Origin of the sequence: Pseudomonas neuropathica (assembly GCF_051174785.1) — a bacterium.
Taxonomy (GTDB): domain Bacteria; phylum Pseudomonadota; class Gammaproteobacteria; order Pseudomonadales; family Pseudomonadaceae; genus Aquipseudomonas; species Aquipseudomonas neuropathica_A.
The window spans coordinates 3,548,659-3,562,180 of sequence record NZ_CP195111.1 but is presented as its reverse complement, the minus strand read 5'-3'; the positions used below and the strand labels follow the sequence as shown (position 1 = coordinate 3,562,180).

12 protein-coding genes and 1 pseudogene are annotated in these 13,522 nt (G+C 58.2%); 1 reads left to right on the top strand and 12 read right to left on the bottom strand.

Going from position 1 to position 13,522, the window contains the following annotated elements; all coding sequences use genetic code 11:
* Window positions 1–246 precede the first annotated feature (246 nt).
* From ACRRSD_RS16215 to ACRRSD_RS16160, 12 genes and pseudogenes are all read right to left on the bottom strand, one after another.
* Entirely contained in the window at window positions 247–1,752 is a 1,506-nt protein-coding gene (locus ACRRSD_RS16215; protein ID WP_435034276.1) for a YdgA family protein, read from the bottom strand.
* A 152-nt stretch (window positions 1,753–1,904) separates the two neighbouring features.
* Entirely contained in the window at window positions 1,905–5,408 is a 3,504-nt protein-coding gene (locus tag ACRRSD_RS16210) for an AAA domain-containing protein (protein ID WP_435034275.1), read from the bottom strand.
* Window positions 5,409–5,481: 73 nt separating this feature from the next.
* Window positions 5,482–6,117 (bottom strand): NADH:ubiquinone oxidoreductase subunit N, encoded by a 636-nt coding sequence (locus ACRRSD_RS16205; RefSeq protein WP_095113887.1) that lies wholly within the window; start codon window positions 6,115–6,117, stop codon window positions 5,482–5,484.
* Between the two features lie 93 nt (window positions 6,118–6,210).
* The gene (locus tag ACRRSD_RS16200; RefSeq protein ID WP_435034274.1) at window positions 6,211–7,653 is read right to left on the bottom strand and encodes an efflux transporter outer membrane subunit; all 1,443 of its coding nucleotides are present in this window, start codon (window positions 7,651–7,653) and stop codon (window positions 6,211–6,213) included.
* Complete coding sequence (locus ACRRSD_RS16195) at window positions 7,650–8,552, bottom strand: efflux RND transporter periplasmic adaptor subunit (RefSeq protein ID WP_435034273.1); 903 nt, start codon at window positions 8,550–8,552, stop codon at window positions 7,650–7,652. The genes ACRRSD_RS16200 and ACRRSD_RS16195 overlap by 4 nt, the downstream gene beginning before the upstream one ends.
* The gene (locus tag ACRRSD_RS16190) at window positions 8,549–8,758 is read right to left on the bottom strand and encodes a DUF1656 domain-containing protein (protein ID WP_007917703.1); all 210 of its coding nucleotides are present in this window, start codon (window positions 8,756–8,758) and stop codon (window positions 8,549–8,551) included. Before ACRRSD_RS16190 ends, ACRRSD_RS16195 begins: the two co-directional genes overlap by 4 nt.
* Window positions 8,755–10,818 (bottom strand): FUSC family protein, encoded by a 2,064-nt coding sequence (locus ACRRSD_RS16185; RefSeq protein ID WP_435034272.1) that lies wholly within the window; start codon window positions 10,816–10,818, stop codon window positions 8,755–8,757. The genes ACRRSD_RS16190 and ACRRSD_RS16185 overlap by 4 nt, the downstream gene beginning before the upstream one ends.
* Window positions 10,815–11,243, bottom strand: coding sequence for a MarR family winged helix-turn-helix transcriptional regulator (locus tag ACRRSD_RS16180; protein ID WP_331693402.1), 429 nt, complete (start codon window positions 11,241–11,243; stop codon window positions 10,815–10,817). Before ACRRSD_RS16180 ends, ACRRSD_RS16185 begins: the two co-directional genes overlap by 4 nt.
* 143 nt (window positions 11,244–11,386) lie before the next feature.
* Window positions 11,387–11,667, bottom strand: a pseudogene (locus ACRRSD_RS16175) (type II toxin-antitoxin system RelE family toxin).
* Window positions 11,657–11,902, bottom strand: coding sequence for a type II toxin-antitoxin system Phd/YefM family antitoxin (locus ACRRSD_RS16170; RefSeq protein ID WP_095122322.1), 246 nt, complete (start codon window positions 11,900–11,902; stop codon window positions 11,657–11,659). The pseudogene ACRRSD_RS16175 and the gene ACRRSD_RS16170 overlap by 11 nt, the downstream one beginning before the upstream one ends.
* Before the next feature lie 94 nt (window positions 11,903–11,996).
* The gene (locus tag ACRRSD_RS16165; protein ID WP_435034271.1) at window positions 11,997–12,242 is read right to left on the bottom strand and encodes a DUF2789 domain-containing protein; all 246 of its coding nucleotides are present in this window, start codon (window positions 12,240–12,242) and stop codon (window positions 11,997–11,999) included.
* A 114-nt stretch (window positions 12,243–12,356) separates the two neighbouring features.
* Window positions 12,357–12,818, bottom strand: a complete 462-nt coding sequence (locus ACRRSD_RS16160; RefSeq protein ID WP_007917709.1) for an aminoacyl-tRNA deacylase — start codon at window positions 12,816–12,818, stop codon at window positions 12,357–12,359.
* A 173-nt stretch (window positions 12,819–12,991) separates the two neighbouring features.
* On the opposite strand from ACRRSD_RS16160, the gene ACRRSD_RS16155 reads away from it, so the two are divergent.
* Window positions 12,992–13,522, top strand: coding sequence for an NfeD family protein (locus ACRRSD_RS16155; RefSeq protein ID WP_435034270.1), 531 nt, complete (start codon window positions 12,992–12,994; stop codon window positions 13,520–13,522).

Below are 13,522 nucleotides of genomic sequence, written 5' to 3'. Positions count from 1 at the left end.
CAGCATCCTTACATGGCCAGCCGGGTCGCAATGCCCTCCTTGCCCTTTCGTAACGGTGGCCGCCAACGCACATCCAACGGCCAAGCTTAGTCAGGCAGTCTTGCATGCAAGCGTAGACCAATCTTCAGAACACAATAATTGTTCAGAATCGTGCTGACGGTTCAGTCAAAAACCCGAACGCCAGACAGCAAAACGCCCGGCGTCTGTGCGATACAGAGGCCGGGCGCTGCTATTAAGAACGCAGAATTACTGCACTTGCGTGACGCCTGCGAACTTGTTCATCAGGAAGCCGACGAACTGCTCAACGGTCATCTTCTGGCCGTTGAATTCGACCTGATTGGCGGCGTAATGCAGCTTGGTCACCACGTTGGTGCCCTCCACGGTTGCCAATTGCGAACCGACCGCCATGCCGGAGAACATGTCCGCCGTACCGCTGGCCTGATCGACGATGGCTTTGGCGTCAGTCTGACCGTCGAGCTGCGCCTGTACGCTGAGCAGATCGACCAGCATCGGCTTGGATACAATCACATTGAGGTCCAGCAGCGCGATCAGTTGCTTGCCCAGTTGGTCCGGTGGCAGATCCATCGATTGCGGTTTGGTCAGGTCGATCACCAGATTGGCCCGGCTTTCACCGTTGGCGGTCTTCAGCGACAGATTTTCCAGTGCCACTTGCGGGCCAGCGGCCAGCAGTTTCTGCAGGTCAGCCTTGACCTGGGCCGATTCGGCTTCGGTCAGGTTCAGCTCCGGTGCCGGCAGGCCAGCGGCGGCAGCTTCAGCAGCGGCTTTCTCGTAAGGCTGCAATTTGGTCTGGTAGATCTGCATCAGCGACAGGGTCGACGGAATGTCGAGGTTCTTCAGGCTCATGGCCATGTTCGCCGAGCCGATTTTCTTGTCGTTGAGACTGACTTCGCCAATCTTGTAGTCCGCACGACCGGACGCATTGCTGCCATTCTCTTCCGTGAAGTGCTTCATTTCGAAGTTCTTCACGCCGAGCACCGACTGTTTGGTGCCGAAGGTACTTTTGCTGCTGGTCAGCTCCAGGGTGTTTTCGCCGGTGTAGTAGCCGTAGCTGCTTTTGGCGAGGTTGCTGGCCAGGGTCAGGCCGTTGAGTTCGAGCTGCAACGGCGCCTGGTTTTCAGCCACGGTGACCAGTTTGAGGCTGTCCATGTAGCCGTCAATCTTTACCTTCTGAGCCTGGGCGCTGCCAGAGATGTTCAGGGTCAGGCCGGAGAATTTCAAACTCGACTGCTCATCCAGCGCAGTTTCCAGCGGCAACAGGTCGATGGTGTTGGTGGTGGATTCGTCGTAGCCAATGTTGGTCACGCCTTTGAGCGGTGCCACGCCCTTGGCGGCGGCGAACCATTTTTCCGTGGCCGGACTCTTTTCCAGCTCGTAGTTGCTGGTAGCCATGACCGGCAGCCACTTCAGCGACACCAGACGCGAGAATGGCAGCGGACCGTGCTCGATATGGTCGACGAACAGCAGCTCGACCGGCGCATCACCGAACATCTCGCCTTCGCCCTTGAAGCGATAGTGCGCGGTACTGGTAAACGTGTGGCGATCGAGCGACACCAGTTCCACCGACGCAGTGCCTTTAGCGCCGTTCATCGCGGTTTGCAGCTCTTTATTGGCGTTGGCGATGGCGTTGTTCAGTACGCCCTCGATCTTGGTCCCGGTGTACCAGGCCCCGCCTGCGCTGATCGCGCCGATGGCAACAACAATTCCGAGGAGCACGCCTGCTGATTTATTCATGAATGACCTGATCGATTTCCGTGGCTGTGAGTGTGGTCGTCTTCCCTGAACCCGTGACCGGGTCGCGGCTCGACTGCGCTAAAGTGCTGAAAGGGTAGCATTCGTTACCCGGGCAGGTTCGCTTTTTAACCTGCCGTAATTGCTTGATGTTGTCATACCGAAACCTGAGTCGGCTTTCCCCCCAAAAGGAGCCGCAAGTCCTTCATGCTGTCCTGAATCATCACTGATGCCGCCTCTCCGTCATAACGGATGCTCGATTCGTAATAGCTGTAACCGCTCGAAGGCTGGCGCACCGAAGACAGCCAGTTGAACGATCCCACGGCCAGCCAGGCATCGTCCACCAAGAGCATTTTCGCATGTACGCTGCGCACCTGAGTATTTCTGAATTTTGCTCCGGCCTCTTCGAGCAGCCGCACACATTCATTAAATATCGCCACCTTTTTAGGGTCGACGCGGCATAGTTCAAGGCTACTGATGACCACGACGCTGACTCCACGAGTGCAAGCCTCTCGGATCAGTGTCTGGATGCCATCTTGTTCAATCGCGTCTTTCGTCAGATAGGGCGACACAACGATCAGGCGCTTCTGCGCATTCTCGAATGCTGATCGCAGTGTTTTCCTGTGACCTTCGAGATCGCTGATTTGCTCCGTGAAATAGGGGTTATACGCCGGCACCAACCATTCCAGGGGAATGCCCTTGAGCTCGTTGCGCTCATCCCTGAACAAGTGTTTGCCTAATATCGCGGAAGGGTTGGTTCCAACGGGATTGAACAGGTTCATGTTGCCGAACACCAGAAAAGCATCCTGCGCCCGGGAGATCGCCACGTTCAAAAGAGAACCTGCGTCCTTGTCGAAAAATGGCGAACCTGGCTCGGTGTCCAGGCCATACGTCGGTGAAAAGATAACCACCCTGCGTTCGGCGCCCTGCAGACTGTGGACAGTGCCTACCGTAATGCCGTGATCCGCACCGAGACTACGATCCAGCGCCTGACGAATTGCCGAGGTTTGTGCCGCGAAAGGCGTTACCACCGCGACCAGATCCTTGAACGGCTTTTTGTCTTCGGCGAACGAAGATTCGATTTCAGCACGATGCTCTTGCAACCAATGGGCGATCACTTGCGCCTCGGTCTGATTGCACCGGCTTTTGCCGACACGTTGATCAAGACCCGTCAGGTGTACATAACCCAGACTCGGACTCAAGCGGCGTGGGCCTTCCTCACGGCAGGGCTTCAACAATTGCTTGTAGACCAGTTCGTTACAGACCTGGATGATTTCGCGCCAGCAACGACGATGCTCACTGAGAAACATACCCCGGCCGCGCTTGGCATGTTTGGTGTAAGGCGTAGCCTGCTGGGCGACCTGCATCAGATTGCCGCTCGATGCAGACTTGCCTGATTCGCAAAACGCATCCCAGCCCTTGTCCATCAAGCCAAAATGCTGCGCGTTCGACTGATCGATCGAGCGCGGCAAACCATGCACCGGCGCAATCTGATCAACATCACCGACCACCATCGCCCGTTTGGCCAGCGCGAAGGCCGGAATTCCAATCTGCGAGGCGACCTGACCAGCCTCATCGACAATCAGTAGATCAATGCAATTGAGCAGCGGTTGGTACTGGCCACTCCAGCCGCTGAACCGGTTGGGCAATGAGTAAAGCGTGACGACCGAACAAGGGAACAGTTTGGCCAGACGACGATACTGGCGTTCGATTCGCTCTGGTGACAGGGTGTCTTCCACCTTGGAAAAACGTACGAGGGTTTCCTCGACTTCCAGTAGATAACGCGCCTCCCAGTAGTGCGTGGCCCATTTGAATGCATCGAAACGCGGCCCCATATCCAGCGCATTTTGAATGGCCGCGGTTTCAAGCGGCCCATTGGCACCACTGAATTTTTCCAGACGAGAAACGATTTCGTTCAGCGTTGCGAGGGATTTACGCGTCGTGCTCAATTGCTTTTGAAGCAGTTCCTCGCTTTTCGATAGCGCCGTCTCGTGCTCTGTTATCAGTGCCTCAAATGCTTCGCGGCTATTGACCTGATTGACCTTGCGACTCAGTGACTCGCCATGATCAATGGCAACCTGAGCAAAGAATATTTCGTCGCGCCGGGTCCTTGGAGAGGTCAGTCCGCACCAGACCAAAAACGTCAGGAACATGTTTTCCTGGCCAACATGAAGCTTCCAGGCGAGTTTCAGTTTCTGAATCTCGAGCAGCTTGTCGGCGGTATTTTCAAGGTCGCTCTTGCACGCGTCGATCGAGACCTGAAGGGCCAATCTCGCCTCGCCAACCATTTCCTGAGAAACGGTTGCAGCCCCAAACAGGGTGTTGAGCACGATCAGGTCGTTTGTCACGCTTTCGATAAAACCACAGCAGGTTTCGAGTCGAGCATGCAGCTGCGCCATCGCGGCCTCGAGCGTCTGCTCGCGCAATCGTCCCAACGCGTTCTGCGCACATCCAAGAAAATAGTCGCGAGCCAGCTCAAAACCCTCTGGTTTTTCTGTGAGCTGGAAGTCGTGCACGGATTTTTTACCCATGCCTTTCAAGGCATGAACCCTGAATCCCTGCTTGTCGTTTTCCCGAGTTTTGGCAGGCAAATAGAGGCCGTAACTTTCAAGATCCTTGATCCAGCGGCCAGCCAGAGGCCCCTCTCGTTCCTTCACCTTGGCAAATGCTTCGAGAATGTTGAGAACGGCTTGATTGTTGGTCGATGAAGCCACAATCAGCGGTGGCTCCTGTTGCGCCCGAGCATGCTTGATCCACAGAGAAGCAATAACACTCAACAACAATGTCGTTTTACCGGTACCCGGCGGGCCGTCTACGGCTGTCACGGCATCCGGCAATGAAAAAAAGTGCACCAGTGATTCACGCTGCGACGGGGAAAGTCCGTAGCGGCACTCCATTTGCCCTGAATGCTCGATCGACCCGGCCAGTTGCTGCTCAGCGGTGAGCAGGGGTTTCTCTTCGGCGGGGGTGATAAGTGTTTCGAGCAAGCCCAGCGCGGTATCGCTGTCGTGGCGCAAATGATCCAACAAGGTTTGAATGTTCTGCGTCGCGCCCTTGGTGGACGTAGCGAGCATGATCAGTGGGTGACTGAGCCTTTCGTACTGATCCGCTTCGAGGGTTTCCCAATCGTGCCCGCAGACGTCGAGACAAAAGCTTCTGGCGTTCTGAATGAGGCCGTTCCAGTCCGTGGGGCGAGGCAGCCGGGCATACACTAAATCGACTTCTTGCACCGTACCGACCGTGACCTGGGAGGCGCTTGGCTCAAGAAAATCCCGTGGCGTGACGGGCAGCAGATTATCCGGATCAATGCTGAGCTTGCCCGTACGCTCCAACAGCCCGAAAAAGAACAGCGGAGTGATGAATTCAGGCAAGAGCTTGCTCGGACGCCCGTGCTCCGGTCGCAGGCCAAAAAGAAGTGGACACACGATGACGCGCAGCGGCCAGCCCTCGTCGGCGTCCACCTTGCGCCCAGTCTCGGCAGTTTTCGGCTTGGGACGTTGCGCATACAGCGCTTTGCAACAGTGGCTGGATAGCTGACCGTTGGTGATTTCGTCCAGAGTCAGGGCGCGCGACGCGTTATCCAGCTCCGGCATCAGATTGCAGGCATCTGCCAACGCGGCGCTCAAATATCCGAGATGAACCTTTACATTCCCTTGCATCAGTTTGTGCAGCCGTCATAAAAAGTCTGACGCCATTATGCCAGCATGGCGGCAAAACCCCATCCCGGGTTCCTCAGGAATACTGAACCTCGATCTCATCGAGTTGATGATCAAAGCTTTTCAGCCGCGCCGTCCACGTGTACACCAGCACTTCAAAATCCCGATCAATCACCGCCCCGCCCGGCCCGTCGGCACGCGGATCGCAGAAATCCAGCTGATAACGCTCACGGGCCATGGCCGTGGCGACATCCGACAATTCGCGGGCGTTGTTCAACCAATGCCAGCCCTCGCCATCAATCTGCTTGTCGAGTTCCAGGCACTGCTTTTTCAGCGCTTCGAGACTTTTTTCCAGCGGCGTGCCGGTGAGTTCGCCCATGACTTCAGCGAAGGTCCGTCCCGGTTGCCAGTAACTGCCCCAGAAGTACCGGTCGAACACGGTTTCAACCCGGCGCAGAGCGACTTTGGTGTCCCAGATCAGAACGAGGGTCTTGCCCTGTTCAAGCTGACGTTTTTTGACGCGCTGCACCTGAACCGACGCCCAAGCCACGACGACGATTGCCATGACCGCAATCAGCGCGACGGCGCTGTCGAGGAAAACCATGGCCTTGTCGATCTGGTGAGCCAGCATGATGCCGTAGAAATAGGTGGCCGAGAGCAGCACCAGCGCTACGAGGGCGCACCAGAAGCCGAGAGCGTAAGGGTTTTTCATTATTGGTTTCCCCTAGACCAGCGCTAGCAATGTGCGCTGAAGGAGCGCTTTGCACGGGGCGCCCCTTCAACACTTCAAAGCATAGCAACGGCCTCAGGGTTTGCTGGCGGTTGTCGCGTGCGTTCGTCCGCTTTCCCAGCCGCCACCCAAGGCGAGGAACAAATCGATCTGGCTCATCGCAACCTGGGTGTTGGCGGCGGCCAGTTGCGCGGTGACATCGGTGTAGGTGCGCGTTGCTTGCAGGTCGGCGAGGAACGACTCGCGGCCGGCCTGGAAGAAGCGGTGGGTCTGGTCTGCAGCGAGTTTCGCCGACTGCTCGGCATCGGCCAGCGCATCACGGCGTTGCAACAGCGCGCTGTACTGAGCCAGGCCGGTCTGGGTTTCGCGAATGGCGTTGAGCACCACACCGTCGAAGTGCGCCAGCGCGCCTTGAGTCGTCGCTTCAGCTTCACGAATGCGCGCACGGGCGCCGTTGGTCGGCACCTTCCAGCTCAACGACGGGCCGAAGCCCCAGCGGTTGGTCGAGGGATCACCCAAGTCGTCTATCAGACCGACAGTACCGATCGTCGCGCCAATGCTTATGTCCGGATACAACTCGCCGGTGGCGACACCGATCCCGGCAGTCGCGGCAGCCAGCCGCCGTTCGGCCTGACGGATATCGGGGCGACGCTTGAGCAGTGCGGCACCATCACCGACGGGTACCAATTGGGCGATTTTCGGCAGCTCGGCGCAAGTTGCGGTGCCCGTCGGCAATTGATCGACCGGTTTCGCCAAGAGCATCGACAGACGGAACAGCCCGGCCTGACGCGCGGCTTCATAACGCGGCAAATCTGCGCGCAGGGATTTGAACTGGGTTTGCGAGCGGGTTACCTGAGTTTCATCGCCACGTCCGGCGTCGCGCAAACGCTGGATCAGCGTGGTGCTTTGCGATTGCAGGTCCAGGGAATGCTCGGCGATTTCCCGTTCTTCGTTGGCCGCGCAGACTTGGGTGTAGGCACGGACGACGTCCGCCACCAAAGTGATCCGCGCCGTGTCTGCCGCGGCTTGGGTCGCGTCGGCATTGGCCTTGGCGCCTTCGATACCACGCTGCAAGGTGCCCCACAGATCGAACTGATAAGAAGCGCTGATGCCGATGTCGCCGACGTTATCGACCGGGACTTTTTCCGGCAGCAAGAACGCCTGACCAGACTCTTGCAAACGCTGCGCGCCCATCTTCACACCTGCGCTCCAGCCGCCCGCTGCTTCGGCCTCATCGACCTGAGCTCGAGCCCGTTGCAGGTTCGCCGCCGCGACGCGCAAATCGGTGTTGGAGGCCATGGCCTGCTGCACCAGTTGATCCAGCCGCGCATCCTTATAAAGACGCCACCAATCCGCCGGCACCGGTGCCGAGACTACCGGTTTTCCGGCGACGGCCAGTTCACCCTGAAAATCCTTGCGCTGCACCGCTGCATCCTCAGGCACCTGATAGTCCGGCCCGACCATCTGACAGGCCGAGAGCATCACGCCCAACCCGGCGATCATCAGCGCCCGGTTCATTGCCCGGGCTCCTGCTTTTTATCGTCGACCTTTGAGTCTTCGATGATCGAGACCGTAGCAGTGCGACCGGCAATCATGCGGAAATCTGCCGGCACATCATCAAAGGCAATCCGCACCGGAATCCGCTGCGCCAGCCGCACCCAGCTGAATGCCGGGTTGACGTTCGGCAACAGGTTGCTGCCACTGGTCCGGTCGCGGTCTTCGATACCGGCGACGATGCTTTCGACATGCCCGCGCAGCTTGGCGCGATCACCGATCACACGGATATCCACAGACTGGCCAACATGAATGCCGTCGAGTTTGGTCTCTTCGAAATAGCCGTCGATGTGGAACGAGTTGCTGTCGACCACCGACAACACCGGACGCCCGGCGGTGACGAACTCTTGCGGACGCGGCGCACGGTCGTTGACGTAGCCGTCCACCGGGCTGCGGATTACCGAACGGTCGAGGTTGAGCTGAGCGCTGTCCACGGTGACCATGGCTTCGGCCAGCGCTGATTGTGCACGGGCGACCTTCGATTGGCTTTCTTCAAGCTGCTCGGCGGGCACCAGGTTGCCGAGGCCACGGTTACGTTTCGCTTCACGCTGAGCCTGGGCAAGGGTTTCTTCGCGATCAGCGACGGCGGCTTTGGCCTGACGCAGAGCCAGTCTGAAACGGTCCTGGTCGATGCTGAACAGCACCTGACCGCGCTTGATCAACTGGTTGTCTTTCACTTCAACCTGCTGGATCAGCCCGGAAACGTCCGGGGCGATCTGGATGATGTCGGCGCGAATGTGGCCGTCGCGGGTCCATGGCGCAAACATGTAATACATCACCATGCGCCAGACGAGGACAACGGCAAAAGTCACGATCAGCAGGGTCAGTACCACGCGACCGATGGTCAAAAACGGTTTTTTCATGTCATCAGGTATCGACTGAGTGAGTCCACGCCGTACAGCAGTACCGCGTAGAGGGCCACGTTGAACAATGCCCGGTGCCAGACCAGACGGTAAAAGTGCACGCGTGTGAGCACGGCATGCACCAGCAAAAACAGCACATAAGTGATGCCCATCAACACCAGCAGGGTCGGCAGGAAAATGCCGCTGATGTCCAGATCACCGATCATAGGGGCGCTCCATCGGGCAGCGGTTCTTCGGCGTCGGCACTGGAGACGAATTCGACGCCGGGCAACAGCGCCAGACGCAAACCGCTCAAGGCGTGCAACAGGTTCAGACGGGTTTCATCGTCGCCGTGGCCATTAAGCGCGCGGCGAGTGCGATCGAGGGTCATCAGCAACGGCGCTGGCGCCGGCAAGCGTTCGCCAGCCTTGAGGCAAGCGCGGAAATACTCGCCGACCTCGCTGACCACTTGCTGCAACAGCGCGTTCGGCGCGCCGGTCACCCGTGGGGTGTAGGCGAGCAAATCGAGCAGGTTCAGGCCCACCCGCACTTCGCGCATGGCAATGCCGGTGTCCTGGCCGGTGAGGGCCAGACGCGGCAAGTGCTGCATCAGTCGATCAAGCAACTGCACGCCCAATTTGCGGTGTTCGGCAAGGTTGGCCGGCTCGGTCATGTGAACGATGTCTTTCCAGCTGAAGCGGGTCAGGCGTTTGGCCGCCAGTTCGGCGCCGAACGGGCGTGCAACCAGCGTCCAGATAAACGCGAACAACAGCCCTAACGGACCCGCCAGGTTGGAGTTCACGAAGGCAAAAAAGTCCGCGTCATAAGCCCCTTGGATACTGATGAACGAGGAGGTGTTGACCAGCGTCAGCAGCATGCCGAGGAAGAACCGCGGCTGTACCGTCAACGTGCCGACGCAGATGAACGGAATGGAAAACGCCAGCACCAGCATCGGGAAGTCATGCAGGTTGGGCAGAATCAAAAACAGATAAAGGCTGGCGAACAGCACCGACATGCCGGTCCAGAAAAAGAACCGGTAAATCTGCGGTGCCGGATCGTCCATCGAGGCGAAAAAGCTACAGGCCACTGCGGCGAGAATCACCGCGCTGCCGCCGTCCGGCCAGCCGAGCAGAATCCACAGCACCGAGGCGGTGATGATCGCCAGAACGGTCGAGGCCGCCGAGTAGAGCATCAGCCCACGATCAATGAACGGCGTCAGACGACCGAGGCGCCAGTGACGGTAGACCGCGCGCCAGCCGTCCTGGCGCTCGCAGAGAATCGCGTCCTGCAGACTGCGGCAGTCCTGCCATAAATCGATGAATTCGCCGAGGCGATAAATCGAGTTGGAGAACAGCAGTTGTTTGCGGTCCTGCAGTGCTTCGGCACTCGGTTGCAGGGCTTCGAGCTGATCTTTCAGCGCTTGCCAACGGTCGAGATCGGCGTCCGGGTGACCGAGCCATTCGCGGGTTGCGGCCAGCAGCGGTGCGAATTTTTCCACCAGTTCCGGCGTGCGTCGTTCGAGGGCGTAGAGCGAATCTTCCAGCGCATCGATCACAGGCAACAGATGAATCATCCGCCCGCGCAATTCTTTGGTGTTGCGCACGGTTTGCGGTAGTGCGCCTTCGTGGGGTAACTGGCCGATCATCAATTCGAGGCTGTTGAAGTTGGCAACCATGGCCATGCGCAGCGCAGTGACTTCTTCGGGCTGCACGTCGCGGCTGAGGAATTTCAGGCTATAGGTCGTTGCGTCGGCGAACCACTTGCTCACGGCGTCGTTGAACACCGGAGCCAGCCGGCGCGGCCAGAACATCGCACCGACCACCGCAGCCACGGCGATGCCGAGGAAAATCTCTTCGGTGCGCGCCTCTGCTACGTCCCACACCGCCAGCGGGTTATCCACCACCGGCAAGGCAATCAGCGGCAGGGTGTAACCGGCGAGCATCAATGCGTAGTTGTTGGCCGTGCGCAGTTGCAGGGACAGGAACAACAAAATGCCCGTCCACAACGCGATGACCACCACCAGCACAAACGGACTCTGCACGAACATCGGCACGAAAAAAACCGCCGCCGCGGCACCGAGAAAAGTCCCGATGGCGCGGTACAAGGCCTTGGAGCTGGTCGGACCAAGAAATGGGCTGGAGACGATATACACCGTGGCCATCGCCCAATACGGACGTGGCATTTGCATGAGCAAGGCGATGTACAGCGCGATCATCGACGCTGCAAACGTACGGACTCCGTAGAACCAGTCGCGGGCCGGCGGAATGCCGGAGAAAAAACCGTTCAAGAATTGACCACCACAGGCGGATTGGCCGCCTCAAAAGCTCTGAGTACCCGAAGCGTAGCTTCCAGATCGCTTTGCTCGATGCCTTCGAGCACCTCGTGACGCAAGCGCACCAGTTCGATCTCCACCGCTTGCACCAGTTCACGACCGGTGTCGGTCAGGCTCAGGCATTTGGCCCGGCGATCCTGGGCATCTTCGGTGCGGCAGACGTAGCCGGAATGGCACAACTGATCGAGCAGACGCACCAGCGACGGACTCTCCATCCCAGCCGCCTGCGCCACTTGCACCTGGCGCACGCCCTCGCCCAGACGCCCGATCATTAGCAGCGGGACGGCGCAGGCTTCAGAGATTCCATAGTTGACCAGCGTGGTCTGGCAGATCTTCCGCCAATGCCTGGCGGCCACCACCATGGCACTGCTGATGTTCATCTGGAGAGCGTCGAGTTCGTTCGGCAAGGGAAAATGCACACTGTTAGTTTGCTAACTATCAATATCGCATTGGAGGGGAATTTCAGTCAAGTTTTGAAACAAATTGCCTGCTGGGGCGAAGAGAGCCGCCGCGGAGAGATGAATCAGCGCTTTTTTGCATTCTCATAAACGCTACTGCGCTCACGTTTACCGACCGCTACGACTGAAACGACGACCCTCTCGTCAATGACCTGATAAACCAGACGATAGCCTGAAGCCTTCAATTTGATTTTGTAGCAATCAGGCATTCCATGAAGTGCGTCAGCGGAGACTCTGGGCAGCTTCAATCTCTCACCCAGCTTTTTTTGAATTGTTCTCGTAGTGTATGACCCAACTTGTTCCACTCTTTGTGAGCGGATGGCAAAAATTCGAGCTTATAGGTCATCCAGGCTTACCGAAATTGGCGTCTCATGGCTGCGGGCGCGAACGATTTCAGCAAGCTCCAAATCATCAAGTCGCTCCATCATTGCTTCGTACACATCCGCTGGCACCATATAGCCCATAACGCGATTGTGGTTAAGAACAGCCACGGCACCGCCGTGTGCACCGCTCAGCACAGCGGAAGGGTTTTTCTTTAATTCTGAGACACTGACAGCCATATCGGCCAGAACGCTTTGCATAATAAAAGACCTCAATTGAGGTCGTGATTTTGGTCTATTTTTTGATCCTCAACAACCGTTCCACTCAATTGAATGACAAGAGGGTGGCTTTCAGTCAGCCCTCACGCCCCTTTCGCAACAACACATTCAACTGATCCACCACCTCCGCCCAATCGGCATCATCCAGAATATCGTCACGCAAAAACTGCGACTGGCTCTCCGTCCAGAAAAACGCATCAGCCAAATGCAGGTCGGGTTTGAGCGGGGAATGGGTGGCGATGAATTGGTCAATGCTGGTCGGGTCGTCGTCCAGGCCGAGTTGTTTGAACAGGGATGGGAGAGTGTGGGTTGGTTGCTCCATTGCTGAGTTCCTTCAAAAACGGGGTGTTTGGAAGATTATTCGCGAGCAGGCTCGCTCCCACAGGGGAATGCGATCAACCTGCTCGCGAAGGCGTCGGTGCCGGTACCACAAAACCTAATCACTCAACTCCCGCACCTCGGCATGCGGCACCATTTTCAAAAACTCCGGCATGCTCATGTGCAGCAGGTAATTGTGGTTGCCCGCCTCCAGATAAATATCCTTCTGCCGCGTCAGCAACGGGTCGATGACCATGTCCAGGCCGTAGGAGCCACCCAGCGGCGGCACCGCGCCGCGTTCGCAGTCGTCGAAGATATGCGCCAGATTGCTTTCGCGGGTCAGTTGCCATTCGCCGCTGGTGCGCACCTTGCTCAGATCCAGGTGACGGCTGGCCGGCAGCACGGCCATCAGGTAGTGCCCGTGGTGGTCGTCGAGGATGATCGATTTGGCCACACGCTCGGCGGGGACTCCGGCGACCCGTGCGGTTTCCAGGCTGCTCGATGAATGCCGGTGAGCGACGATGTCGTATTCGCAGTGCGCCCGGTTCAGGCTGCTCTGCACCTTTCTTGCCATACGCATGATGCACCTCGGTGTTGCGCTGAACGGTGGTTGCCGTGTCTTTGAGTCTAGTTCGGCGAAAGGGTGGCGCAGGGAATTCCGCCCACTGGACACATCCGCATATTGATCAAAATTCAACCAGCGCAACCCTCAACTAGACTGTAAGAACCAGACATGACGCTCGGGAGGGTCACGTGAACAGCCGATGTTGTGCGCTTGCCTTGATCCTGCTGATCAGCGGCTCAGCCCTCGCCGCTGATACCCCGTTGCCGCCGATGAATCCGGCCGGTTTATGGCTGATCACCTTGGGAATCGTGTTCCTGATCGCCGAAGCGGCGCTGCCCAATTACGGCGTTATCGGTCTGGGCGGCATCATCATGTTCATCATCGGTGCGCTGATTCTGAGCAACGCCGAGTTGCCAGTGCCAATGATGATCGGCCTCGGTCTGATCAGTGCCCTGCTGTTGCTCGCGCTGCTGATTCGCGCCCTTAAAACCCGCCCCCGCCACGCCGTGAGTGGCGACGCCGGCCTGCTCGGCAGCGTGACCGCGATCACCACCGTACAACCGGGCGATGCGCGTAACGGCTGGGTGCAACTGCAAGGTGAACGCTGGCAAGTGCTCAGCGCCACGCCGCTGCACACCGGGCAATCGGTGCGCGTGATGGGTCGCAAGGGATTGTTGCTGCAAGTGGCCGCGACTGACGCGGCACCGCTCGGAGAGTGA

Coding starts and splice junctions, on each gene's coding strand:
- ACRRSD_RS16215 (WP_435034276.1), bottom strand. CDS start 1,752: ATGAATAAATCAGCAGGCGTGCTCCTCGGAATTGTTGTTGCCATCGGC.
- ACRRSD_RS16210 (WP_435034275.1), bottom strand. CDS start 5,408: ATGCAAGGGAATGTAAAGGTTCATCTCGGATATTTGAGCGCCGCGTTG.
- ACRRSD_RS16205 (WP_095113887.1), bottom strand. CDS start 6,117: ATGAAAAACCCTTACGCTCTCGGCTTCTGGTGCGCCCTCGTAGCGCTG.
- ACRRSD_RS16200 (WP_435034274.1), bottom strand. CDS start 7,653: ATGAACCGGGCGCTGATGATCGCCGGGTTGGGCGTGATGCTCTCGGCC.
- ACRRSD_RS16195 (WP_435034273.1), bottom strand. CDS start 8,552: ATGAAAAAACCGTTTTTGACCATCGGTCGCGTGGTACTGACCCTGCTG.
- ACRRSD_RS16190 (WP_007917703.1), bottom strand. CDS start 8,758: ATGATCGGTGATCTGGACATCAGCGGCATTTTCCTGCCGACCCTGCTG.
- ACRRSD_RS16180 (WP_331693402.1), bottom strand. CDS start 11,243: ATGAACATCAGCAGTGCCATGGTGGTGGCCGCCAGGCATTGGCGGAAG.
- ACRRSD_RS16170 (WP_095122322.1), bottom strand. CDS start 11,902: ATGCAAAGCGTTCTGGCCGATATGGCTGTCAGTGTCTCAGAATTAAAG.
- ACRRSD_RS16165 (WP_435034271.1), bottom strand. CDS start 12,242: ATGGAGCAACCAACCCACACTCTCCCATCCCTGTTCAAACAACTCGGC.
- ACRRSD_RS16160 (WP_007917709.1), bottom strand. CDS start 12,818: ATGCGTATGGCAAGAAAGGTGCAGAGCAGCCTGAACCGGGCGCACTGC.